This is a genomic window from Pseudofrankia inefficax (assembly GCF_000166135.1).
In the GTDB taxonomy this organism is placed as follows: Bacteria; Actinomycetota; Actinomycetes; order Frankiales; family Frankiaceae; genus Pseudofrankia; species Pseudofrankia inefficax.
On the sequence record NC_014666.1, the window covers coordinates 2,425,331 to 2,449,012 of the forward strand.

At 71.7% G+C, this 23,682-nt stretch carries 20 protein-coding genes and 1 tRNA gene; 12 read left to right on the forward strand and 9 right to left on the reverse strand.

Going from position 1 to position 23,682, the window contains the following annotated elements; genetic code table 11:
* Nucleotides 1–61 precede the first annotated feature (61 nt).
* Together FRAEUI1C_RS09860 and FRAEUI1C_RS09865 are read left to right on the forward strand one after the other, a co-directional pair.
* The gene (locus tag FRAEUI1C_RS09860; protein WP_049806865.1) at nt 62–1,786 is read left to right on the forward strand and encodes a DUF885 domain-containing protein; all 1,725 of its coding nucleotides are present in this window, start codon (nt 62–64) and stop codon (nt 1,784–1,786) included.
* A gap of 233 nt (nt 1,787–2,019) precedes the next feature.
* Nucleotides 2,020–3,267, forward strand: coding sequence for a DUF4349 domain-containing protein (locus FRAEUI1C_RS09865; RefSeq protein ID WP_013423150.1), 1,248 nt, complete (start codon nt 2,020–2,022; stop codon nt 3,265–3,267).
* Between the two features lie 61 nt (nt 3,268–3,328).
* Here FRAEUI1C_RS09865 and pgm read toward each other — a convergent pair whose 3' ends face one another.
* Nucleotides 3,329–5,005, reverse strand: coding sequence for a phosphoglucomutase (alpha-D-glucose-1,6-bisphosphate-dependent) (gene pgm, locus FRAEUI1C_RS09870; RefSeq protein ID WP_013423151.1), 1,677 nt, complete (start codon nt 5,003–5,005; stop codon nt 3,329–3,331).
* A 782-nt stretch (nt 5,006–5,787) separates the two neighbouring features.
* Between pgm and nadD the strand changes: the two genes are divergently transcribed.
* The 4 genes from nadD to FRAEUI1C_RS09890 all read left to right on the forward strand — a co-directional run bounded on the left by nadD (nt 5,788) and on the right by FRAEUI1C_RS09890 (nt 8,032).
* Nucleotides 5,788–6,426, forward strand: coding sequence for a nicotinate-nucleotide adenylyltransferase (gene nadD / locus FRAEUI1C_RS09875; protein WP_013423152.1), 639 nt, complete (start codon nt 5,788–5,790; stop codon nt 6,424–6,426).
* A 155-nt stretch (nt 6,427–6,581) separates the two neighbouring features.
* Nucleotides 6,582–7,049 (forward strand): ribosome silencing factor, encoded by a 468-nt coding sequence (gene rsfS / locus FRAEUI1C_RS09880; RefSeq protein WP_013423153.1) that lies wholly within the window; start codon nt 6,582–6,584, stop codon nt 7,047–7,049.
* Nucleotides 7,046–7,816: a histidine phosphatase family protein gene (locus FRAEUI1C_RS09885; RefSeq protein WP_013423154.1), complete on the forward strand. Its 771-nt coding sequence runs from the start codon at nt 7,046–7,048 to the stop codon at nt 7,814–7,816. Before rsfS ends, FRAEUI1C_RS09885 begins: the two co-directional genes overlap by 4 nt.
* A 139-nt stretch (nt 7,817–7,955) precedes the next feature.
* Nucleotides 7,956–8,032 (forward strand) — tRNA-Ala (locus tag FRAEUI1C_RS09890).
* Between the two features lie 577 nt (nt 8,033–8,609).
* Here FRAEUI1C_RS09890 and FRAEUI1C_RS09895 read toward each other — a convergent pair.
* Nucleotides 8,610–10,334: an N-acyl-D-amino-acid deacylase family protein gene (locus FRAEUI1C_RS09895; protein WP_013423155.1), complete on the reverse strand. Its 1,725-nt coding sequence runs from the start codon at nt 10,332–10,334 to the stop codon at nt 8,610–8,612.
* A gap of 123 nt (nt 10,335–10,457) precedes the next feature.
* Here FRAEUI1C_RS09895 and FRAEUI1C_RS09900 point away from each other — a divergent pair, with 123 nt between their 5' ends.
* Nucleotides 10,458–11,174, forward strand: a complete 717-nt coding sequence (locus tag FRAEUI1C_RS09900) for a TetR/AcrR family transcriptional regulator (protein ID WP_013423156.1) — start codon at nt 10,458–10,460, stop codon at nt 11,172–11,174.
* Nucleotides 11,175–11,200: 26 nt separating this feature from the next.
* Nucleotides 11,201–12,427 carry an amidohydrolase family protein gene (locus FRAEUI1C_RS09905; protein ID WP_013423157.1) on the forward strand — a complete coding sequence of 409 codons (1,227 nt, stop codon included), beginning with the start codon at nt 11,201–11,203 and terminating at the stop codon, nt 12,425–12,427.
* Between the two features lie 225 nt (nt 12,428–12,652).
* Here FRAEUI1C_RS09905 and FRAEUI1C_RS09910 read toward each other — a convergent pair whose 3' ends face one another.
* Nucleotides 12,653–13,426 carry a class I SAM-dependent methyltransferase gene (locus tag FRAEUI1C_RS09910; protein WP_013423158.1) on the reverse strand — a complete coding sequence of 258 codons (774 nt, stop codon included), beginning with the start codon at nt 13,424–13,426 and terminating at the stop codon, nt 12,653–12,655.
* A 342-nt stretch (nt 13,427–13,768) separates the two neighbouring features.
* On the opposite strand from FRAEUI1C_RS09910, the gene FRAEUI1C_RS09915 reads away from it, so the two are divergent.
* Together FRAEUI1C_RS09915 and FRAEUI1C_RS09920 are read left to right on the forward strand one after the other, a co-directional pair.
* The gene (locus FRAEUI1C_RS09915; protein WP_013423159.1) at nt 13,769–14,182 is read left to right on the forward strand and encodes a nuclear transport factor 2 family protein; all 414 of its coding nucleotides are present in this window, start codon (nt 13,769–13,771) and stop codon (nt 14,180–14,182) included.
* A 193-nt stretch (nt 14,183–14,375) separates the two neighbouring features.
* Entirely contained in the window at nt 14,376–15,242 is an 867-nt protein-coding gene (locus FRAEUI1C_RS09920) for an SDR family NAD(P)-dependent oxidoreductase (RefSeq protein WP_013423160.1), read from the forward strand.
* Between the two features lie 42 nt (nt 15,243–15,284).
* Here FRAEUI1C_RS09920 and FRAEUI1C_RS09925 read toward each other — a convergent pair whose 3' ends face one another.
* Entirely contained in the window at nt 15,285–15,947 is a 663-nt protein-coding gene (locus FRAEUI1C_RS09925) for a TetR/AcrR family transcriptional regulator (protein WP_013423161.1), read from the reverse strand.
* A gap of 480 nt (nt 15,948–16,427) precedes the next feature.
* On the opposite strand from FRAEUI1C_RS09925, the gene FRAEUI1C_RS09930 reads away from it, so the two are divergent.
* Nucleotides 16,428–18,356 (forward strand): PKD domain-containing protein, encoded by a 1,929-nt coding sequence (locus FRAEUI1C_RS09930; protein WP_013423162.1) that lies wholly within the window; start codon nt 16,428–16,430, stop codon nt 18,354–18,356.
* Nucleotides 18,357–18,416: 60 nt separating this feature from the next.
* Here the strand turns inward: FRAEUI1C_RS09930 and FRAEUI1C_RS09935 are convergent, their stop codons facing one another.
* Together FRAEUI1C_RS09935 and FRAEUI1C_RS09940 are read right to left on the reverse strand one after the other, a co-directional pair.
* Nucleotides 18,417–19,238, reverse strand: coding sequence for a hypothetical protein (locus tag FRAEUI1C_RS09935; protein ID WP_013423163.1), 822 nt, complete (start codon nt 19,236–19,238; stop codon nt 18,417–18,419).
* On the reverse strand, nt 19,235–20,974 hold the full coding sequence (locus FRAEUI1C_RS09940) for a bifunctional lysylphosphatidylglycerol flippase/synthetase MprF (RefSeq protein ID WP_041259137.1): 1,740 nt from the start codon (nt 20,972–20,974) through the stop codon (nt 19,235–19,237). Before FRAEUI1C_RS09940 ends, FRAEUI1C_RS09935 begins: the two co-directional genes overlap by 4 nt.
* 133 nt (nt 20,975–21,107) lie before the next feature.
* Between FRAEUI1C_RS09940 and FRAEUI1C_RS09945 the strand changes: the two genes are divergently transcribed.
* Nucleotides 21,108–21,857 (forward strand): hypothetical protein, encoded by a 750-nt coding sequence (locus tag FRAEUI1C_RS09945; RefSeq protein ID WP_013423165.1) that lies wholly within the window; start codon nt 21,108–21,110, stop codon nt 21,855–21,857.
* Nucleotides 21,858–21,863: 6 nt separating this feature from the next.
* Here FRAEUI1C_RS09945 and FRAEUI1C_RS09950 read toward each other — a convergent pair whose 3' ends face one another.
* From FRAEUI1C_RS09950 to FRAEUI1C_RS09960, 3 genes are read right to left on the reverse strand one after another with little or no spacing between them, the layout of a single operon-like run.
* On the reverse strand, nt 21,864–22,742 hold the full coding sequence (locus FRAEUI1C_RS09950; protein WP_013423166.1) for a DNA-3-methyladenine glycosylase family protein: 879 nt from the start codon (nt 22,740–22,742) through the stop codon (nt 21,864–21,866).
* On the reverse strand, nt 22,739–23,188 hold the full coding sequence (locus tag FRAEUI1C_RS09955) for a MarR family winged helix-turn-helix transcriptional regulator (RefSeq protein ID WP_013423167.1): 450 nt from the start codon (nt 23,186–23,188) through the stop codon (nt 22,739–22,741). Before FRAEUI1C_RS09955 ends, FRAEUI1C_RS09950 begins: the two co-directional genes overlap by 4 nt.
* Before the next feature lie 3 nt (nt 23,189–23,191).
* The gene (locus FRAEUI1C_RS09960; RefSeq protein WP_013423168.1) at nt 23,192–23,608 is read right to left on the reverse strand and encodes an SRPBCC family protein; all 417 of its coding nucleotides are present in this window, start codon (nt 23,606–23,608) and stop codon (nt 23,192–23,194) included.
* Nucleotides 23,609–23,682 lie beyond the last annotated feature (74 nt).

The window sequence follows — 23,682 nt, forward strand, 5'->3', positions numbered from 1 at the left end:
GCGGTCGAGCGCCGCGACGTCGGACACCTGGAAGCCGCATCGACTGCCTAACGTTGAGGCCATGAGGAGCTCCCCTGCGCCGTCGGATCTCGCGGCGGTGGCCGACGGAATTCTGGACGACTTGTTCGCGCGCCGGCCCGAGTGGGCGACCGAGCTCGGCGACCACAGGTTCGACGACCGGCTCACCGACTACGGCCGGGGCGCGCACGCCGACCTCGTCCGGGCGCTGGCCCGGCACCGGGCGGCGCTCGACCGGGTCGACGTCGCGGGGCTTGACCCCGAGGCGGCGGTGGACCGGTCGATGCTCTCAGACCTGCTCGCGGCCCAGGAGTTCGAAGCCACCGCGCTGCGTGAGCACGAGTGGAACCCACTCGTCCACCTGCCCGGCCACGCGCTGCACCGTCTGCTCGCCCGGCCGTTCGCGCCAGCCCCCGATCGGCTGCGGCTGCTTGCCGGCCGGCTCGGGGCCCTGCCGGACGCGCTGGCGACCGCCAGGCGAGTCCTCGGCCCGATGCCCCGGGTGCACGTCGAGACCGCCGTCGGGCAGGCCGGTGGACTGGCCGGCCTCATCGGTGCGGACGTAGGCGCGATGCTGGCGGGGGAGCCGTCGCTGCGCTCGCTGGTCGAGCCAGCCCAGGCGGCGGCGCTGCGAGCCGTCGAGGAGTTCGCCGACTGGCTGCGTGACCGGTTGCCCGGCGCGGCGGCCGGTTCGGGCGCTGGCGCGGATACCGAGGCCGACCGAGGGGCGGGGGACGACGGGCGTCTCGACGCCGACCCACGCGGCCCACGGCTTGGCGAACGGCTGTGGGCGGGCCGGCTCGGGCATGCGCTGGCCAGCGACCTGACCTCGGCCGAGATCGTTTCCGCGGCCCGCGAACGGCTCGACTGGCTCTCTGAGGAGATCGCCGCCGTCGCCGCCGAGTTCCTGGGCGAACCGGCTGGCCCCGGCGTCGTGCGTCGGGCCCTCGACCGGGTGGCCGCCGACGCGCCGACCGACGCGACGGTCGTCGCCGACATCCGCGCGGCGCTCGCGGAGGTCAACGCCTTCCTCGCGGCGACGGAGCTGGTCGGCCCGACCGATGCCCCGCTGGAGGTCGTCGTGATGCCAGAGTTCGCGCGGGGCGTCTCGGTCGCCTACTGCGACCCGCCCGGACCGCTGGAGACCGCGCCTCTAACTACCTTCTACGCGATCGCCCCGACGCTCGCCGGCTGGCCTGAGGAACGCCGGCGGTCGTTCTACCGCGAGTACAACCGGGCCTCTCTGCGTAACCTGACCGTCCACGAGGCGATCCCGGGCCATCATCTGCAGCTTGCCGCGTCCACTCGGTTCCGCGGCCCGACGCGGGTCCGGGCCGCCGCCTGGTCCGGGACATTCACCGAGGGCTGGGCGGTCTACGCCGAGCAGCTCATGGCTGAGGCCGGCTTCGGCGGGCTGCCCGTGCGGCTGCAGCAGCTGAAGGTACAGCTGAGGATGACGATCAATGCTTTGCTCGACCACGGCGTGCATTGCGAAGGGATGTCCCGCGCGGAGGCGATGTCCCTGATGAGGGATCGCGGGCTACAGGAGGAGGGCGAGGCCTTCGGCAAGTGGCGCCGGGCGCTGCTGACCTCCGGACAGCTGTCCACCTATTTCGTGGGCTGGAAGGAGCTGACCGAACTCCGCCAGTCGCTGAGCCCGGCGCCTTCGGCCCTGCGCGCCTTCCACGACGAGCTCCTCGCGCACGGCTCACCCCCGCCCCGCCACCTGCGCGCATTGCTGCGCACCTCGGCCTTCATCACCGCCTGACCAGCCATCCAACGCCGGGGGTCCGGTACGCCAGTTCAGTCCTGCGCGATCGTCGCGGTCTCGCTCCGCTCAACAACCACGGCGTAGCGCGGCGGGTCGGCGGCCGGGACTGTCGGTGCGCCGCGCCGGCTCTCCGCCATTTCCGGGTGATGTGAACCAGTCTGCGGCCGGGCGCGTCCAACGTCATCGTGGTGCCTCAGAGCGCACCGCGCAGACCGAGGAGGAACGCGGCGATGGCGGTGGACGAACTTCTGGACACCCGGGTCGAGCCCGTGGCCGATGGGCGGGACGACAGTCCCGGTGTGGGAGCAGGCCGCTGGCCGGCTGGCTCGCGGGGGATTCGCTTCTCCCGCCGAGGCGTGATCGTCGCGGCGGTCGTGCTGGTCGGCATCGTGGTGCTGGTAGCGGTGCTAGGCAGCGTCGTCGGCTCACGTGGCGGCAATGGAGGCGACAGCTCCAGCGGCAGCGCGAGGTCGGTCCCGGCCGCCGCTCCGGCGGGTGGTTTCGGCGTCAACAGTGCGGACAGCTCGGCCGGCGGGACCGAGATCGCGCCCGACTCCGCCGCCGCACCGGCGGCCGGCGCCGCCTCGTCCGTCGCGGGCTCCGGGGTGGCGCCGGCTCCGACGGGCGCCGACTCGGGCGCCGGGCGGCCGGCCGGGGTCCAGCCGCGCATCGTGTGGACCGGGTCGATGAACGTCCAGGTGGCGGCCGGCGCCGTCGATCCGACGATCCACAAGATCTCCGCCGCCGCGCAGGGACTGGGCGGCTACCTGTCGGCCAACCAGGTGACCGGTACGGCGACCACCACCGACGACGTCCCGCAGAGCGCCACGATCACCGTCCGGGTGCCCGCGGCCTCGTTCGGCAAGCTGCAGGACGCCGTCACCGGCGTCGGCACCGTCCAGTCGTCCACGACGTCCTCCCAGGACGTCACCGCCCAGTACGTCGACCTGCAGGCCCGTGAGGACGCGCTGACGACGTCGCGGGGCACCTACCTGACGTTGCTGTCGAAGGCGACGACGGTCGGCGACATCCTTGCCGTCCAGCAGCAGATCGACGGGGTCCAGACGCAGATCGAGCAGATCGAGGGACAGCGCAAGGTCCTCGCCGACCAGAGCGACCTGGGCACCCTGACCGTCGACCTGAGCGAGAAGGGCGCCCAGGTGCACGAGCCGGGCAAGGAGAACGGCTTCGTGCACGCGTTCCGCGTCGCGGGCCGCAGCTTCCTGCGCGGCCTGGAGGGCATCATCTCCGCGCTCGGCGTGGTCGCGCTCATCGCGCTGGTGGTCGCCGTCCTTTACCTGCTCTACCGCCTGGTCGGCCGGATTCGCCGTGGTACCGGTGGCACCCCGGCCAGCCGGGTAGCTGTCCCGGCACCTGCCGCCAGGAAGGCCAGGCCCACCGAGGCGACCGCCGTCGCGGACGACGAGCCCGGCACCGAGACGACCGGCGGCGTCGAGACCACGGGCGGCGGGGGCTGATCCGGGTGGGCCTGGCCGTCGGCTGACAGCCAGGCCCGCCTTCCCGGGCCCGCGGCCGCGGTCAGCCCCTGGCGAGCGCCGCGTCGACCATGGCCTGGGCCTCGGCGAGCACCGACTCCAGATGGTCGGGGCCGCGGAAGCTCTCGGCGTAGATCTTGTAGACGTCCTCGGTGCCGGACGGGCGGGCCGCGAACCAGGCGTCGTCGGCGACGACCTTGATCCCGCCGACCGGCGCCTCGTTGCCGGGGGCGTGGGTGAGCGTGGCGACGATGGGCTGGCCGCCGAGCGTCGTCGCGCCGAGCGCCTTCGGGGTGAGCTTCTTCAGGACGTCCTTCTGCGCGGTGCTCGCCGGGGCGTCGACCCGGCGGTAGGCCGGGGCGCCGTACTTCTCGGTCAGCTCCTGGTAGAGAACGCCCGGGTCCCTGCCGGTCACGGCGGTGATCTCGGCGGCCAGCAGGCAGGCGATCAGGCCGTCCTTGTCGGTCGTCCACACCGTGCCGTCGGCCCGCAGGAAGGACGCGCCGGCGCTCTCCTCGCCGCCGAACCCCAGGCTGCCGTCGGTCAGCCCCGGCACGAACCACTTGAACCCGACCGGCACCTCGACGAGATCCCGGCCCAGGCCCGCCGCGACCCGGTCGATCATGCTGGAGCTGACCAGGGTCTTGCCGATCGCCGTCGTCGGGGCCCAGTCGGTCCGGTGCGCGAACAGGTAGGAGATCGCCACGGCCAGATAGTGGTTCGGGTTCAGCAAACCGGCGCCGGGCGTGACGATGCCGTGCCGGTCGGCGTCCGCGTCGTTGGCGACCGCGACGTCGAAACCCAGCCGGCCGTCCGCCGGCGTCGCGCCGGTCAGCCGCAGCAGCGACGCCATGGCGTAGGGCGAGGACGGATCCATCCGGATCTTGCCGTCCCAGTCGCGCGTCATGAAGCCGAACGTCGGGTCGACCGTGTCGTTGACGACGGTCAGGTCCAGCTCGTAGCGCTCCGCGATCGCCTGCCAGTACCGCAGGCTCGCGCCGCCCAGCGGGTCGACGCCGATCCGGACGCCGGAGCCGCGGATGGCGCCCAGGTCGACGACCTCGACGAGATCGTCGACGTAGGCGGTCACGTAGTCGTGCACCGTCGCGGCGGCCCGGGCCTTCTCGTACGGCAGCCGGCTCATCCCGGCCAGGCCGGAGCGCAGCAGCTCGTTCGCCCGGTTCTGGATCGCGCCGGTGACCTCGGTGTCCGCGGGGCCGCCGTGCGGCGGGTTGTACTTGAACCCGCCGTCGGCCGGCGGGTTGTGCGACGGGGTGACGACTATGCCGTCGGCCACCCCCGACCGGCCGGACCGGTTGTGGGTGAGGATCGCGTGCGAGATCACCGGGGTGGGGGTCGCCTCCCCGTCCGGGGCGATCCGGACGTCGACCCCGTGCGCGGCGAGCACCTCCAACGCGCTGGCCAGCGCGGGGCCGGACAGCGCGTGCGTGTCGATGCCGACGAACAGCGGGCCGTCGAAGCCGGCCGCCGACCGGTACTCGCAGATCGCCTGCGTGGTCGCCAGGATGTGGTCGGCGTTGAACGAGCCGTTCAGCGACGAGCCACGATGACCGGACGTCCCGAACGCGACCTGCTGCGCCGGGTCCGCGGCATCCGGATGGACGTCGTGGTAGGCGGCGATCAGGGCGTCCACGTCGACCAGCTCAGCCGGATCCGCCGGCTTGCCGGCGAACGGGCTGACGCCTGGGCTTACCGCCACGGTCGGATCCGGCGGTGCGCGAGCGGACGGCCGGGCGTGCCCGAGCCGGGTGGCGCGGGCCGGGGCGGCGCCGAGTCGGGCCGCGCGGCCGACAGCGGCCGGCTTGAGCCGCCGGGACGCGCCGGGCCAGGCCGAGTCGCATGGCGCCCGCTGGGGCGCGAGCCGGGTACCGGCATGGTCGGCCTCCAATACCGCCAGGGCGGCCGCCCGTTGGCGCCGTGCGCCTGGGCGGGCCAGGTGTTGACTGGTGGAGCGGGTGTTGACCTGTACAGCGGGTGTTGACCTGTACAGCGGGCCCTGCGTCCGCTCTACCGACGTGGACACGTCGAACCGGGCGGTACAGGTCGCCGCCGTGGGCGCGAGCCGTTGTGACCAGTGCCTCCGTCGGCGCCCCCGAGCCTAGCCGCCAGGACACGACTCGGTGGGGCTCTTTGGAGTCGACGGGGTTACCAGCCGGTGACTCGTCGCCGAAGCGCGCGATGACGCCGTCAACCCCCTCTCCACCGCCACCTGTCGCTCAGCACTCCGCGTCGGCCCGGCATGGCCCACGCCGGCCGGCTCCGGCGACTCAAGGGTCAACGGTATGGCGCGGGTCACTCCGTCGGGCTCCATCCCGTCTCGGCGGGGCGCGTCGTCCGCGTACGGCGTTACTGTCCGACGGTGTCGAACAAGGGCCTTCGCGACCGCGGGGGAGTAGCGGCGCCGCTGTGGCCCCGGCTGGCGGTCCGCTGCCGCATCCCCGACGATGCGGCGCGGCCGCCCGCGCCGGACCGGTGGTGTCGATGAGTGGCGGCGCCCCGGCGCCCGAGGTGCGACGGCTCGGCGTCATGGGCGGAACCTTCGATCCCGTCCACAACGGGCACCTCGTCGCGGCCAGCGAGGTCGCCGCGCTGTTCGCGCTCGATGCCGTGGTCTTCGTTCCCAGCGGCCAGCCCTGGCAGAAGGTCGACCGCGAGGTCTCCCCGGCCGAGGACCGCTACCTCATGACGTTCCTCGCGACCGCCGGCAACCCGCAGTTCACCGTCAGCCGCATCGACATCGACCGCGGCGGCCTGACGTACACCATCGACACACTGCGCGAGCTGCACGAGCAGTACCCGGACGCCGAGCTGTTCTTCATCACCGGCGCCGACGCGCTGGCCCAGATCCTCACCTGGCGCGACGTCCACGAGCTGTTCCCGCTCGCGCACTTCGTCGGCGTGACCAGGCCCGGCTACCAGCTGACCTTCGACGCGAGCCTGCCGGCGCAGTCGCTGAGCCTGCTGGAGGTGCCGGCGCTGGCGATCTCGTCGTCCGACATCCGCGACCGCGTCGGGCGCGGCGCGCCGATCTGGTACCTGACGCCCGACGCGGTCGTCCGCTACATCGTGAAGCGCGGCCTCTACCACCCCCACCCGGACGGGCCGCCGCCCGGCCGCTGAGGTGACGCTGATCACGGGCCAGGCGAACCGGGGCGATACCGCCGTGACCTCCCGTGCGTCGGCGGCTACCGTGTCCTGGTTGGCGTCGTGTGCCCGCGGACGCGACGGCGCCCCGTTCCGCCACACCGCGACCAACCTCTTGGAGACCCCGCAGCGTGACCGCTTCCCCCCGGGCCGTCGAGCTCGCCCTCATCGCGGCCCAGGCCGCCGCCGACAAACTCGCGAAGGACATCACCGTCCTGGACGTCAGCGACCGGCTGGCCCTCACGGACTGCTTCGTGCTCGCCTCCGCCGACAACGAGCGGCAGGTCAAGGCCGTCGTCGACGAGGTCGAGGAGAAGCTCCGCCTGATCGGGGTCAAGCCGCTGCGCCGCGAGGGCGAGCGCGAGGGCCGGTGGGTGCTGCTCGACTTCGTCGAGATCGTCGTGCACGTCCAGCGCGTCGAGGAGCGCGAGTTCTACGACCTCGAACGGCTCTGGAAGGACTGCCCGCAGATCGAGTTCGTCGACCGGGACGCGGCCGCGAGGACGGCCGTCCCCGTCGGTGGCGGCTCCGAGCCCGGGGTCGGCAGCGCCGCGGGAGGCGTCCTCGGTGACCCGAGCGGACGGGCCGGCTCCTGGTGAGGCTGCTGCTCCTGCGGCACGGCCGGACGGAATGGAACAACGACGGGCGCTTCCAGGGCCAGGCCGATCCGCCGCTGGACGAGGTCGGCCAGGCCCAGGCTGAGCGGGTGGGGCCGGTCATCGCCGCGATGCGCCCCGACCTGATCGTCTCCTCGGACCTCCAGCGCTGCCGCGCGACCGCGGACCAGATCGGGCCGCTGTACCGGTCCGACGCCCGGCTGCGTGAGATCGACCTCGGTGGCTGGTCCGGCCTGACCTCTGAGCAGGCTGGCCGGCTGTACCCCGCGGAGGACGCCGCCTGGCGCCGTGGCGAGGACATCCCGCGCGGGGGCGGCGAGACCTACCGCGACGTGGCGGCCCGCGCCGGCGCACTGTTCGACGAGCTCGTCACGGCGGGCCTACCGGGCGATCCGGACAGCCTGGTGGTGTTCGTGCTGCACGGAGGCACCGCCCGGTCGCTCATCGGCCACCTGCTCGGCCTGCCCCCGGACACCTGGTGGCACTTCGGGCCGCTGCGCAACTGTCACTGGGCCCTGCTGAGCAGCGAGCACGGACGCTTCCGCATCCTCGAGCACAATGCCGGGGTCCCGTGGGCTGGTAAGGTTGACACCGGTCCGCAGCAAGGGACCGCCTCGGTGGTGCTCCCCAGCCAGACGACCCTGAGTCAGACGACCCTGAGTCAGACGGCGGTGGTCGGAGACGCCACCGCGTCGGCCCCGGACACGGATCCGATAGACTCGCCGACACGGCCGCAGCCGGCCCGCTGACCCTCGGTCAGCGGCACGGGAAGCCGGCCGGCGGGTCGCCTGAACCAGGCGGAACGGTAGTAAAGTACGTGCACGGCCGGTCAATCCCGGCCAGCGGAACCTGTAGTACAGTAAGGCCCCGGTAGGGAAAAACGAATATGGGGCTGTGGCGCAGCCTGGTAGCGCATCACACTGGCAGTGTGAGGGTCAGGGGTTCGAATCCCCTCAGCTCCACCAGAGTTGCCAAGTTCGAACCATGATCTTGGCTTTTTTGGTCCCCTGGAGATAGGACGCCGTTCGGGTAAATCCCGAGCGGCGTTTTGCTGTGCCCGTTAATACGCCGACCTCGGTCCAGGGGGCTCCCTCAGGCGGGAAGCAAGGGCACTCAAGCTCCGACCCTGTTCCGCGAAGCTGAAAGCCTCGTACCCGAACCATCCACGACCGCCCGCTCGTCCGCGAAACCGCCAACGCCATGGCCGCGGGTGGCCTGATCGTCCGCTGGCACGACCGCCCGGCGATGCACCGGCTGACTCCGGACCTCCTGGCCTACGTCGATCGCGCTGCCGGGACTACCGCTCCCAGGGTTGGTCCGGATGCGCGCTCGTGGACGTCGTTGTGAGTGCTGACAGTTCCTTGTGACTGACCCAGCAGTCTGTCTGACCCATCAGATATGGTCGCCGTATGCCGACAAACGAACACGAGACGCCACTGGACCTGGTCCGTCTCGATCCGTCCCTATGACCTCCGCGTGTGAACCGCAGGGTTGGGCCGGCGCGTCGTTCATCACGACGCGCCGGCCCTGTCTGTTTCCGGTTCAGTCCGTGCCGTGGCGCAGGAGCTTGCCCGGGGTGGCCTGGGTGCATTCGCCGTTGATGAAGGTGGTGCGGCCGTTGACGATGATGCGGTCGTAGCCGATGGCCTTCTGGATGAGGCGCCATTCGCCGGCGGGGTAGTCCCAGACTCGTTCCTGGGGGCCGCTGTCGATGGTGTCGGGGTTGTAGACGACGACGTCGGCGGGGGCGCCTTCGGCGAGGAATCCGCGGCCCTTGAGCCCGGCGGCGATGGCGGGGTAGTACGACAGCCGCCAGTGGGCCTCTTCGAGCGACATGATCTCGTGCTCGCGGATCCAGTAGCCGAGCAGTTCGGTGGGGTAGCGGGCGGTGGTGACGAACTTGGTGTGCGCGCCGCCGTCGCTGACGCCGGGCAGCGCGACGGAAGAGGTCGCGATCTCCTTCATCGACTGCGGTGGCGTCATCAGCATCGGAGTGGCGAACCCGACCCGCAGCTGGCCGGCGACCGCGACGTCGAGGAAGGCGTCGATCTCGTGCTTGTTCTCGCGTGCGGCGACCTCGCCGACGAAGAAGCCCTCGTAGCGTTCCTTGAGCTCCTGGGCGTTGGGGACGTCGCTGGAGATCCAGTGGATCTTGATGTCAGTCAGGTCGTAGCCCGCTCCGAACAGGCCGCCGCGCTCCTCGTGAACCTCCTTCATCGCGGCCCGACGGACGGGATCGGCGAACTTGACCATCTTCTCGTCGATCGTTCCCATGCAGGCTTCTTTCCAGCAGGGAATGGCGTCGGCGAGGTTGTAGTCCTCGAGGGTGAACTCGGAGACGAAGTTGGTGGTCAGCGCCTGGGCGAAGACCCGCAGGCCTTCCTGCTCGTTGTAGTACTCGAGCTGCTTGATGGCGTCGCGGTGGCTGTACTTGGCGCCGCCGTGCTGGTTGAGCGCGCCGTCGGCGAGCAGCGCGTTCCAGATGATGGCGCGGCCGCTCTCGCGGGCCATCAGCGCGGCGGCCTCTAACGTTCCGGTGAGCTGGGCGACGCCGCGCCCGAGGGATCCCATGGCCCGGGAGAACCCGATGACCTCCCGGTCGGTCATCAGGTCGGTGACCATCGGGGTGCCGTCGAAGTCGAGCTGGACGTTGCCGATCTCGCCGTTGATCTGGGCGCTGAAGCCGCAGGCGCCGGCCTCCATGCCCTCCACCAGCAGCCGGCACATCGTGTCGAGCTGGTCGTCGGTGACGCGGTAGGCCTTCGCGTTGTCGACGCCGGCCACGTAGGCGTAGAGCGGGGCCAACGGGACGAAGGCCATCACGTTGACGCCCTTGGCGGTGCGCTCGACGCTGTCGAGGAACTCCGGGAAGGTCTCCCAGTCCCAGGGCATGCCGGCCCGCATCGTCTTGAGTGGGACCGCCTCGTTGCGCGAGAGGCTCAGCATCGTGCGGTCGCGGTCCTCGGGCTTGCAGGGCGCGAAACCGAAGCCGCAGTTGCCGATGACGACGCTGGTGACGCCGTGCCAGCCGGACATCGTGCACCAGGGGTCCCAGAACAGCTGGCTGTCGTAATGGGTGTGCAGGTCGACGAAGCCGGGCGCCACGATCCTTCCGGAGGCATCGACGACCTCGGTCGCGTCGGAGGCGTCGATTCGTCCGATGGCCACGACGCGGCCGTTGGCGATCCCCACGTCGGCCTTGTAACGCGGGGTGCGAAGGCCGTCGATCACGGTTCCGCCCTTGATGACGATGTCCAGCTTCGACATTGCGTCCCCTTCCCTTGGCTGCGACGGCCCTGGACCGGCGAGCCCGAGTGGGCGGGACGGCGCGGAGCCTGCCGGGAAGGTAACTTACTTGTTGGGTGCCCAGCAAGCGGGTAGGGTCGGTTCATGCCATCGCAGAGCCCTCGTCGCAGCCAGGTCGAGCGGCGCACGCGCTCGGAGGACGCGCTGTTGGACGCGGCCGCCGAGATGATCGCCGACCGCGGGGTGGACCGCGCGTCACTGGCCAGCATCGGCGACCGGGCCGGGGTGAGCCGCGGGCTGCCCACCCACCTCTTCGGCTCGAAGGACACGCTGGTGGCCCGGCTGGCCGCGCGCGCTCAGGAACGCATCGCGGCGCACTCGCTCGCCACCCTCGACAGGCAGTCGCGCCGGGCCGAGGAGCTGTCCGGGCTGGAGATGGTGCTGCTGACGGTCGACTGCTACCTCGACCTGTTCGAGAAGCCGGGTTTCGACGAACGGGCCTTCCTGGTGATGTGGGGGTCGCTGTTCCCCGCCTCGTCGTCCGTGCAGGGAATGGCCGAGGCGGAACGGCACAGCTACGACTCGCTGTCGGACGTGATCACCTCGGGCCAGCGGGACGGGTCGATCAGGGCGGACGTCGATCCGATCACGTCAGCGGTGCTGGTCCTCGGCCTGATGCGGGGAGTCGCGGGACTTCAGCTGGCCGGCACGGCGGTCGTCGACATGGCCCGCGTTCGCGACACCTGCGCCGGCTGGATCGTCTCGTCTCTGGCCACCGGCCAAGGCGCGGCAGCTACGGGACACGATCGCGCCCCGACCTCGACCTTTCCGTCTCTTGGTGTGGTGCCCGACTCCCACTGACGCCCTCGCAGAGCGAAGGAATCGCCATGACGCAATCCGCCGAGCAGATCACCGTGTTCGACGTCGACAACCACTACTGGGAGACGAGCGACGCCTTCACCCGGCATCGCAACCCCAAGTACGCCGACCGCGGCGTGCAGGTCAAAGAGGTCGACGGGCGGATGCGTTACGTCGTCCGCGGCGAGCTGCACCCCTGGATCCCCGGTCCCGGCGATGTCAACCCGAGGCCTCGGCCCGGCGCGCTGTTCGACTACTTCGCCGGCAAGGGCACCAAGGCCGACGTCGCCGGCTCGCTGACCAGCGAGGACCCCGCGGACCACCCGGAGTGGTACGACCACGACGCCCGGATCAAGGTCATGGACCAGCAGGGCGTCGAAGCGCTCTGGCTGTTCCCCTCCCAGGGCGTCTGCATGGAAGGCCCGATGCAGCCGGACATCGAAGCGTCGGTCGACATCTTCCGCGCCTTCAACCGCTGGATCGACGACGACTGGGGGTTCGCCTACCAGGACCGGATCTTCGCCGTGCCCTACCTGACGCTCTCGGACCTGCCCAGCGCGATCGCCGAACTCGAATGGGCCCTAGGCAAGGGGGCGCGGGTCGCTGCCCTGCGACCAGGGCCGGTGTTCACCGCCGATGGCTTCAAGTCGCCCGCTGACCCGCTCTTCGACCAGTTCTGGGCGCGCGTGGCCGAGGCTGGTCTCGTCATGACGGCCCACGCCGGTTTCGACGACGGCTACCGCGACGTCGAGGACGCGGTCGCCCGCGCCTGGGGCTACCAGAGCCGCCGTCGCCAGGGCTCGGTGTCCTCGCTGGCGTTCTACGAGCCCTTCGTCGACGCGATCATGCACCACCGCCTGGTCCACGACTTCCTCGCCGCCGTCCTCACGCACGGCCTCTTCGAGAGGCATCCCACCCTCCGGCTGGCCAGCATCGAGAACGGCGCCACCTGGGTACCCGAACTGGTCAGGGTGCTGCGCCGGCTGCACAGCCAGAACCCGGGCATGTTCGCCAGGAACCCGGTCGACCAATTCCACGAGAACGTCTGGATCGCGCCCTTCGTCGAGGACGACGTCCTCGAGCTCGCGCGGCACATTCCGGTCGAGCGCATCCTGTTCGGCTCCGACTGGCCGCACGCCGAAGGCGTTGCCAATCCCCGCGACTTCTTCGGGCACCTGACGGGATTCTCTGCCGCGGACCAGATCAAGATCATGCGCGACAACGCCCGCGAGCTGGTTCCCACCAGCCGCCGGTGACCGCGAAGGCCCGCCGGCCGTCTTGATCGCCGTTTGGCCCTCTGGTGGACCCCGTCAGTTTCATGATCGCCGATTGGGCTCTGGGGTGGTTGTAAAAACGTCCTCGTCACGACCACCTGAGGGCCCAAACGACGATCAAGGCAACGCGAGCGCCCGACGGCGACCTTGCCGCCGCGACCGCGTCTTTCCGCCAGTCGAGCAGCGCCTAGCGCCCGCCGCGCCTCTTTACAGCCGGTGGGTGCGCAGGACGCCGGTCAGCATCGGGAGGGTGAACTCGCCCTGGGCCGTGGCCGGTGTGCTGGCGAGGAAAGCGCGGATTCGGTCGAACGTGGCCTGTTGTTCCTGCGCCGGCATGACCAGCAATCCCGCGTGTGTCGCGATTTTCGCGACGAGGGATTCGGCGGTGCGGCGCTGGCCGTGTGGGAACTCGGCCTGCTCCGGCGAGCCGAACCGGGCGGCCACGCCAGTGCGCGGCAGGTGGAGGCTCCCGGTCGCGGCGCGCCAGGTGCTGAGCCTGTCACGCCGGCCGAGAGCCGCGCTCCCGCCGACCCGCGCGAGGCCGGCGACCCAGTCGACCCGGTCGTCGGTGACGTTCCACAGGCCGGCCAGGATGCCGCCGGGCGCGAGGACCCTGGCTATCTCGGGTCCCGCGACGGTCATGTCGAACCAGTGCAGGGAGTGGCCGGCCAGCACGGCGTCGACGGACCCGTCGGGCAGGGGGATCGCCTCGGCGCTGCCCGGCAGGGCGCGGGCGGCCGGCAGCGCGCGGCGTAGCTCGGTCAGCATCGCCGGGTCGGGCTCGACCGCGACGACGTCGGCGCCCAGCGCGACCAGCGCGGCGGTCAGCTTGCCGGTCCCGGCGCCGAGGTCGAGCACCCGGGGGCCGGGCGCTGGCGCGAGCGCCCAGCGCACCGCGTCGTGCGCGTAGTCCGGGCGGTGCTCGGCGTACGCGGTCGCGGCCGGGCCGAAGGACGAGGCGAGCCGGGTGTCCTGGTCCACGAGGTCATCCTATTTGCGCCGGGTGTACCTCCGCGACCAGAACGCCGGCCGCGGGTCGGGCGGGGATCTTCGGGCGTTCCCAGGATGGCGGTGCTGACGTCCGCCTCGCTCGGCGTGCCTGCGCCGAAGCCCGCTGGCTTTGACTTCCCTGTCACCTGGCAGGTAAGTTGAACCCGCGTGATCAACATTACGACGGGCGTGGCTGGCCTTGGCCTGTGCCACGCCCGCCGGTGAGATCGCCGTCCCGCTCCCGGGGTGGCGTGGAAGGGCTTCGGCAACGACTGACGGCGCAGGCGGCGATCAGGCGTGTCGGCTTCGACGAGAACGGCGGAGTGATTACCTGTGGATGACATCGAGGCGATCAAGCAGCTCAAGGCCAGGTACTGCCGATTACTCGACACGAAGGACTGGGCGGGTTATCGCCAGGTCCTCACGGATGACGTCGTCATGGACACCACGGATTCCGGCGGCGACGTCATCGCCGGCGGGGATCCCTTTCTCGACTTCCTTCAGGTCGCGCTCGCGGGCACTGTGACGGTTCACCAGTGCCACACCCCGGAGATCACCGTGACCTCGCCGTCGTCGGCCGACGGAATCTGGGCGATGGAGGATCGCGTTCGTTTCCCGGACGGGTCCGACCTGAACGGCTTCGGTCATTACCACGAGACGTATGAGAAGTCCGACGGCGCCTGGCGGATCAAATCCTCCAGGCTGACCCGGCTGCGGATGGACTTCAGCAAGCCGGAGAGCGGCTGATCCTCGCGCGCCGCCCGCGAATCGTCGTCCCGATTCTTCGACCGCGCCCAGCCGAGCGCCGCGAGGGCCTCGACCGGGCGGCGCGCGCCCTTTTCTCACCATGGCTGTCCTCACGACCTCGGCCGTCGCCTGCCCGCGACCAGGCGGCGGCCGGCATCCGACTCAGCCCGCATCCGACAGCAGGGAGAACGAGATGGAATCCGAGCGGCCGGCCGCGCAGGTAGCGGTTGTCACGGGTGGAGCGTCGGGGTTCGGCCGGGCGCTGGGCGGGCGCTGCGCCGCGCGTGGCCTGCGGGTCGCGCTGCTCGACCGGGACGGGGAGCGTGCCGAGTCCGAGGCCGCGGCGATCACCGCGGAGCACGGGGTGGAGGCGTTCGGCCTCGGGGTCGACGTCGCGAGCGGCGAGGCGGTGCGCGCGGCGGCGGGCGCCGTCGCCGACCGGTTCGGCCGGGCGGACGTCGTCGTGTCGAACGTCGGTGTCCAGCTGTTCGGCGCGGTCGAGCGGCTCACGGATGACGAGTGGCGCTGGGTCCTGGACGTGAACGTGCTCGGCGCGGCCCGCACCGCCCAGGCGTTCCTGCCCCTTCTCCGGGCCGCCCCGCACGGCCGGCTGGCGTTCACGACCTCGTCGTCGGTCCTGTCGCCGGCCGCCCGGCTGGGCGCGTACCAGGCCAGCAAGTTCGCCGTCTGGGGGCTGGCGGAGACGCTGCGGCTGGAGCTCGCGCCCGACGGGATCGCGGTGTCCGTCGTCTTCCCGTCCGGGATGGCCTCACGGCACCTGGAGACCAGCGCCGAGGCCCAGCCCGACCACCTGCGTCGGGCGATCGGGGAGCAGGACGACTTCGTCGCCATGGTCGCCAGCAATCCCGAGATGGTGCAGAACCCGGTCTCGCCGGACGAGGCCGCGGGCAACGTCATCGAGGCGCTGCTCGCCGGGGAGCGGTACATCGTCACGCACGGAGACCTCGTCGACCCGGTCAGGGCGCGCGGCATAGACCTCGACCGGGCGGCCGCGGCCGCCCTCGGTCAGCGACCGGCGCCGGACGCCGCCCCTGCCTGACCGGGTGGGCGGGCGCTCTCCGAGAACGCCGGGGAGCGCCGGTCAGATGCCGTTCGGGGGCTCGATCACGGCGCGCGCCGCCTCCATCCAGTTCTGCCCGGAGAGCCGGCGGAACGCCTGGACGACCATCGTGCCCAGGTCGAAGTCGGGGGACAGCAGCCACTGGGTCGCGAGGCCGTCCCAGGTGGCCACGAACTGCCGCGCGACCGCCACCGGATCCAGGCTCGGGTGTGCCTGGCCGGTCTTCTGGCGCTCGGCGACGAGGCGGCCGTAGGTCTCGACGTTGGTTCGGTACTGCCGGGTGAAATAGTCCTCGGCCGGGTGTCCGGGCGTCGCGGCGAGGCCGGTCAGGGCGACCCGAAGCCGCAGCAGCGGTTCCCGCCGGGTGGCGGAGCGCGCGGCGTCGGCCAGGGCGTCGATGTCGAGGCCGGCCAGCCCGTCGGCCGGGCGCACCCCGTCCCGCTCCGCGTGGCGGACGGCCAGCTCCTGGTCCCGTTCGAGGGCGGCGAGCAGGAGATGGTCCTTGCTCGGGTAGTGGTACAGGACCGTCGCCTCGCTGGTGGCGGCCCGTCGCGCGACCTCGGCCGTGGTGACGTTCGGGTGCCCCTGCTCGAGGACCAGGTCGAGGACCGCCTGGGCGATCTCACCGCGGCGGATGGCCGTCCGGGCGTAGTGACCGCGCGGGCCGCGGGCCGTGGAAGCCATGGACCGACCCTACCGATCCCAAATCCGAGTGTCTTTCGGTGATCGCCAGTGTTCGCCCTTGGCTTCCCCCTGTCCTGCAGCAACATCCTCTCCGAGGTGGGTCGAATCTAGAAGTTGACTCAGGTTTGGGGTGGGACCAGTATCGCCTGCGGGTCGACGGAGGGGTCCGCGGGGGCGCCTCCCGGCGATCACGCACCAGGTCAGGCGAACGCGGGAGGAAATGTGAGACGAGGACCGGCGGCATCGACTGGAAGACACGGGGGTCGCCGAGGCCGGCCCGTTCTCGCCGTTCCGGCGGCCGCGGCGGTCATCGGGATCGCCGCGGTGACGGCCTGCTCGTCGGGTGCCGACGCCGCTTCCAGCTCGCCGACGACGTCCCCCACCCAGGCGTTGAAGAGCGACGTCGGACGCCCGTTACGCATCAGCGCCGAGCCGACCGCCGGGGAGCCCTGCGCGACGGGGAGCAACGGAGGCCCCCTGGTGACCGCGTCGTGCGTCGACCCGGCGCTGGACAAGCCCTATGTGGACCTAGACGAACGCCGGACCATCACCGACCCGGCGACCAAGGTCACGGTGAAGGTGCGGTACGTGCACGGCGGATTCACCGGGACGAAGGGAAAGTTCTCGTTCTACTTCCCGGACAGGTACGCCGGCCGGTTCTTCGAGTCCACCTACCCCTTGGTGACCAAGGAGGACGCCGACCCGGAGACGGTCGTCTTCGCCATCTCGACCAACTCCTACGTCGTGTCGGACAACAACGCAGGCGGACTGCCCGGCGGCGGCGCGATCGCGGGCTACGAGCTGAACGCGGCGTCCGCGAAGTTCTCCAGGCTGGTCGCGGCGCAGGTCTACGACGACACCGCCCGGCCGCGCGGCTACCTCTACGGGGCCAGCGGTGGTGCCTACCAGACCCTGGCCGCGATGGAGAACACCGACGGTGTCTATGACGGCGCCGTGCCGATGGTCCCGGGCACCTCGAACTCGCTCCCGAGCAACCTGACCGTCGAGTCGCTGGGGCTGCGGGTGCTGAAGGACAAGCTGCCCCAGATCGACGACGCGATGGAGCCGGGCGGCAGCGGCAACCCCTATGCCGGCCTCAACCCGGAACAGCAGGCGGTCCTGCGCGAGACGGCGCGGCTCGGCTTCCCACTGGGCGGCTGGTGGGACTACGCGCACATGAGCCGCAACGAGGTCGCCGCCATCGGCGCCGGGGTCCGGATCATCGACCCGACCTACGTGGATGACTTCTGGACGAAGCAGGGGTACGCGGGCACCGACCCGGCGTCGTCGGTCGCGGCCGCCCGCGTCCAGGCCACCGCCACCGTGACCGGCGTCGTCGGCTCGCCGCCGACCGGCCTGGAGCTCTCCGGGCTGCCGACCGGCGACCTGACCGGGGCCGACATCGACCTCACGAGCGGCGCGGCCGCGGGCAAGTCGGTCGCGCTCGGCACCGCGAGCGGCAGCACCGTCACCTTCGCCCCCGACGCGGACGCCACGGTGACCAGCGCGATCAAGGCCGGCGACCAGGTGCGTCTCGACAACTCCTGGTACCTCGCCCTGCAGTACTACGAGCGCTACCAGGTCCCCCCGGCCGACCGGGGCCTGTCCGCCTGGAACCAGTACGTCGACGCCAGTGGGAAGCCGCTCTACCCGCAGCGGGCGAGCCTGACCGGGCCGATCTTCGCCCAGCAGGGCAGCGGCGGTGTGCCCACCGGGAAGTTCCACGGAAAGATGATCATGTTGGCGTCGACCCTCGACGTGCTGGCCTTCCCCTGGTCCGCCGACTGGTACCGCCAGCAGGTCAAGGCCTTCCTCGGCTCGAACGCGGATGGCAGCTACCGCCTGTGGTACATGGACAACGCCGCGCACACCCCGCCGGAGACGAAGGCTGCCGGCGCGCACATCGTCAGCTACGACGGTGAGCTCCAGCAGGCGCTGCTCGACCTCGACGCCTGGGTCACGCGGGGGACCGCGCCCCCTGCGACGACCGGCTACACGATCGACAAGGACACCCAGATCCACGTCGCGGCCACCGCCGCCGAGCGCGGGGGCGTCCAGCCCGTCGTCAGCCTGGCCGTCACCAAGGTCGGGAAGAACGAGGTCAAGCCGGCCGTCCGCGTGGACGCCAAGGCCGGGGAGGCCGTCACGCTCACCGTGGCCGCGCAGGAACCACCGGGCGGTGGGAAGATCACCAGGGTCGAGTGGGACTTCGCGGGCACCGGCGACTTCGCCGACAGCTCTCGGCTGGACAAGGCCGACAGCACCGTGCGGCTGACCACCAGCCACACCTTCACCAAGCCCGGGACCTACTTCGCCGTCGTCCGGGTCACCTCGCAGCAGCAGGGCGACGCCACGGCGGCCTACACACTGGTCCAGAACCTCGGCCGCGTCCGCGTCGTCGTCAGGTAGCGCCTGGGCCGCGGCCATCCTCGATCCCGCCGCCGGGCCGGGGGTGGCCGACCGGCCGTGCTACGGGGTGACGCTCAGCGGAGCGTCGACGGTGTCCGCTCTGGCCAGCAACAGGGTCGCGCTGAGCACCGCGAGCAGCGCCAGCACCAGGGCGGGCCACCAGCCTGGGCGCACGGTGTCGCCCAGCACGGACAGGCCGACGACGGCGGGGACGACGACCTCGACCGACCAGAGTGTCGCGGTGACGGCGGTGACCTCGCCGCGCTCCAGCGCCTGGGCGTACGCGTAGGTCCCCGCCACGCCGTACAGCAGGACGGCGTAGGCCAGCGGCTGTTCCAGCAACTGGGGGAGTCCCGTCGCGTGGCCCTGCAGGGCGCGGGCGCCGAGGGCCGCGCCGGAGTACGCCAGCCCGGCCAGGAGCGCCAGGCCCACGGGTCTGGCGCTCCTGGCCAGGACCGCCAGCACCAGCAGCGCCACCGCGGCGACGAGCAGGCCCAGCCGGACCGCGGCGCTGGTCGTCGGCGCCGGCTGGTGGCCACCGCAGCAGGCCAGCACGACCAGCGCCACGACCAGCACCCCGACCGAGACGGCGGCCGAGCGCCGCAGCGGCACCCGCAGCACGACGTGGCCCAGCACGGCGGTGACGGCGAGGGAGCCGGCGAGGACCGACTGGACGACGAACAGCGGCAGGTGCCGCAACGCCAGCAACGACAGCAGCCAGGCGATGCCGTCGAAGGCCAGCCCGACGAGGTAGGCCGGGCGGCGCAGCAGATCGGTGACCGCCGCGCCGCGGCCGGCCGCCTGGGCCTGGAGCACGCTGCTGGTGCCGTAGAGGACGGCCGCCGCGCAGGCGGCGGCCAGCGACCAGACGAATCCGATCACGGACCGCTGCCGCCGGACAGGAAACGGCCGATGACGGGAATCTCGTCGACTCCTTCGGCTTCGGCGATGGTCAGGCCCTGGATGGCAGAATGCTCCACCGCGTCGAGCAGGACGTAACGGGGTCGCCATTCGGGCCGGTACTTCTCGTTGAAGTGCCAGAGTGACTCGATCTGGGCGTGTTCGGAGAGCCGGTGCAGCGCGTTCTGCAGCAGGGCCGTGCCCCGCCCCGGGCTCTCGTCGGCCAGGATGGCCCGCAGGATCGCGAAGTTGAGCCCGAGGCCGTGCTCGCCCCGCTCACGCAGGTGGATCGCCGTGGCGATCACCATGAAGTCGGTGACGCCGTTCGGGGTGTCGGGGTCCGCGCAGCGGCGCATCACGTCCAGCGACCAGCCGTCGATGTCGCTCGACGGCACCCACTGGATGAATCCCAGCGCGGCGCCCGCCGGGTCGTGCGCGACGGTCAGCAGCAGCCCGGTGTCGAGCGGGTCGAACAGCCGCGACAGGGTCATCGAGAAGCCGCGTTCGGCGTCGCCGTGCCGGGTGTCGCCGGCGAGCTTGGTCAGCGCCGCGGCGAGGTCCGGGTCGAGCCGCGCGGGGTCGTGGAAGCTGACCGTGCAGCCGGCCTTCGTGAGCCGGTTGTGCGCGCCGCGCAGGCTCTTCATCGTCCGGCCTTCGAGGGTGAACGCCTCGCAGTCCAGGATCGCCTCGTCACCCAGGTAGACCGGCCGCAGGCCGATCTCCTCGTACCGGGGCAGCCAGTCCCGGGAGGCGCCGACGACCGCCAGCGACCAGCCGTTCCGCTCGGCGTAGTCGCTGAAGTCCGCCCAGACCTGCTCCCGGTCCGCGACCGGGCCAATCGGGTCGGGCGAGACCAGGCAGACCCCGTTGCGCACCGCGAACGCGACCACGCTGCCGCCACTGAACATCCACTGCTTGTCGTCCCGCAGCGCAAAATACGCCAGGGTGTCGCCCCCGTAGGCGGCGACGACCGCCCGGGCCCGCTCCCGGTCGGCAAGGTGCGCGGACTGGCTGCGCGGTACCGGCAGCCGGGGGGACAGGACCAGCCAGCCGACGAGGATCAGAATCGCCAGCCCGGCGCTGGTGAGCGCCGGGGTTACGAACGTGCCGGCCGGCAGCGGCGCGTGGTCGTCGCCGGCCAGCCGCTCGACGACCCCGCGCGCCGACTCACCCGGGTGCTGATGGCCACCGACCGCCCACACGAAGCCGAGGGCGGCGACCATGGTCACGACCGCGCCGGAGCCGGCCAGCACCAGGGCCCGGCGCACCGTCGCGGCGTTGGGCCGGACCGGGAAGGCCGCCCGTTGCCACCACAGCAGGCCCGCGACCAGCAGGTTCACGACGGCCACCTCGACCTGGAGGCCGCGCAGCAGGTGCAGCGCCGCCGACCCCACCAGGGCGGCCTCCGTACCGAGGAGCGCGAGGCGCTGCCCACGGCGCAGACCGCGCCCGAGCAGGCACAGCGCGGCCGCGACCAGGACCAGCGCCGCGCCGGCGGTCTGCGGCAGCTCGACGGGGACCACGTCGACGAGGGCGACGAGCCGGCCCCGGGGCGCGGGCAGCAGCGCGGTCGCGACGTCCAGCGCGGCGACCGCCACGGCCCCCAGCGCGGCCAGCCGCCGGACCCGCTCGCGCTGCCGGCGTCCGGCGGCCAGGGTGCGGCCACCCTGGATCCGGGGCAGTGTCGCGCCTGGAAGCTGCGCGTCGACGTCGACCACTCCGTCCGCCCCCCACCTTTCGAAAGAGGCCTTGGACCGGGTCCCTGGAGTCACATGAATATCGACCATCCGTCCTGATCGCAACCGCGCCCGAGGGTGAACCGAAAAACTCCGCGCCTGGCAGAATCCGTGTATGGACTGGTCCTGGCTCGCCGGCTCCTATCATGACCAGATAATCAGAACCGGGCGCCAGCCGTTGTTGCTGCTGCTCGTCGGCCTGGTCGGCGGATTCCTGTTCATCAGGACATCGGCCCGGCTTATCCGGGCGAATGTCCGATGGTGGCCCGGAAACGTCTCGGCCGGTGGCGTACATGTGCACCATGAGTTCTTCGGCGTGCTCATCATGCTGGTGGCCGGCACGGTCGGTTTCGGGACGAGTGGGGCCGGCCCCTGGCGGGACGTCCTGGCGCTCGTCTTCGGGATCGGCGCCGGTCTCGTTCTCGACGAGTTCGCGCTGCTGCTGCACCTGCAGGACGTCTACTGGACCAGGGAGGGCCGGTCCTCCGTCGACGCGGTCATCGTCGCCACGGCGCTGACCGGGCTCTTCCTGGTCCGCGCGGCGCCCTTCGGCCTGGCCGACATCAGTGGCGACGAGCGCTCAGCCCGCTGGACGCTGGTCGGGCTCGTGCTGTTCAACCTGTCCCTCACCGTGCTGACCGCGATCAAGGGGAAACCCTGGACGGCGATGTTCAGCGTCTTCGTGACCGTGCTGGGGATCTGGGGTGCCACCCGACTCGCCGCCCCGCGCAGCCCGTGGGCGCGGCGTCGCTACGACCCGCCGAAGCTGGCCCGGGCCACCCGGCGGGCCGAACGCTGGGACAGCCGGCGGGAGCGCGCCTTCTCCCTCATCGCCGGCGCCGAAGGCCCCGATGCTCCCTCATAGCGGCGATCAGGCGAATGCGGCGGTGGCGTGCGCGCGCAACAGCAGGGTGACCCAGCTGCGGAACGGCGCCCACCGCTGGGCCAGCCGGCTGAGCTGGCCGAGCTCCGGGCTGTCGAGGTGGTAGGCCTTCGCCATCGCCTGGTGCAGCCGGCGCTCGTGGCCGGGGAAGACGTCGGGATGGCCGGCGCCGCGGATGAGGATCAGCTCGGCGGAGAAGGGGCCGATCCCGGGCAGCGCCTGCAGGTGCCGCAGCGCCTCCTCGGTCGGCAGCGCGCGCAGCGTGGCCGCGTCGAGCTCACCGTCGAGGGCGGCCTGCGCGACGGCGCGCAGCCGGCCCATCTTCAGCTCGGACAGGCCGGGCAGATCGTCGACGGTCCGCAGCGTCGAGGGGGTGGGGAAGGCCGCGGTCGGCTGACCGGCGACGGTGATCGTCTCGCCGTGCTCGCGGGCGATGGTCGCCTTGAGCCGAGCGGCCTGGGTCAGCCGGATCCGGTGGCCGATGATCGTCCAGCAGGCCGCCTCGTAGGGCGACGGGAAGCAGACCGGGCGCAGCCCGAGATGACGGGCGGCCAGGCCGGCGGCCACCGCGTCGGCGGCCACGCAGTCGGGAAAGGCGGCGCCGTCGACGTCCAGGGACAGGATGCGGGCCACCTGCGCCCGGACGGCGGCCGGGTCCGCGCCGCCGGTGAGGTCGGCGTGGACGGTGCCGTCCGGTGCCTGGCGGATCGCGGCCCCGGCGCTGGTGTGGCCGTCGTCGGTGGGGAAGGCCAGCCGCAGCACGTCGTCGGGCGCCGCGTCGTAGCTGGCGGGCGTGAAGCCCTCCAGGAACCGGGTACCGGCCGCCAGCGAGAACGGCCCCCGGGGGGTGATCGTGATCGTGGTCATCGCGTCGTCTCTCCTCGGTCGTCGCGGCGGGCGAGCTGGTGCAGCGTCGTGAGCAGCCCGGCGGGGTCGGGCACGGCCCGGAAGAACTCGGCGTCGACCTGCTCCACGGCGGCGATCGCCCGCTGGGCCAGGTCGGCGCCGCGCTCGGTGACCCGCAGCCTCCGGGCCCGGGTGTCGGTCGGGTCGACCTCGCGCACCAGCAGGGCCTTGGCTTCGAGCTTGCGCAGCACCTGTGAGGTCATCTTCACGTCGGTGCCGGCCTGGACCGCCACGCTGAGCTGGTTCGGCTCCCCGCCGCGGGAGTTCAGCCACCAGGTCGTCGCGAGCAGCACGAACTGCACGTGGGTGAGGTCCAGCGGAGCCAGCGCGGCGGCGATGTCACGCTGCCAGCGCAGCGTGACGTGCCACAGCAGGAATCCGGGGCTGTCGTCGGGATTCGCCGGCACGGCCTAGCGCTCCGCGCGGGCCACCAGGGCGGCGACCACCTCGGGGAAGTCGGCCGTGATCGCCGGGCCGAGCTGCGGGCCCACCTGCTCGGCGGCAGCACCCGTGATCTCGGTCCGGTAGACCACCCGGGTCCGGCCGCCGTCGACTCGCTCCAGCCGGTGCTCGGTACGCACGACGAAGTCGCCGGCGTCCATCTCGTCGGTGAACAGCTCGCCTGGCGTGATCTCGACGAGGCGCATCTCGATGGGGTCGTCACCGGGCGGGGTCATGGTGAAGCGCGTGCCGACGGCGAACGGGCCACCGACCTCGATCTTCTCGATGCCGTCGTTCCACTCCGGCCACGCCGCCATGTCGGACCAGTGACGCCAGAGCGCCTCCGGCGTGGCGGTGGTCTCGACGCTGTGCTCGTACTCCCACATGGCGCTTCCCCTTCCGATCGGATGCTCTGCGAGAAGATTATCTGCGCGAAGACTATCTGGCAAGGGCTGACTTT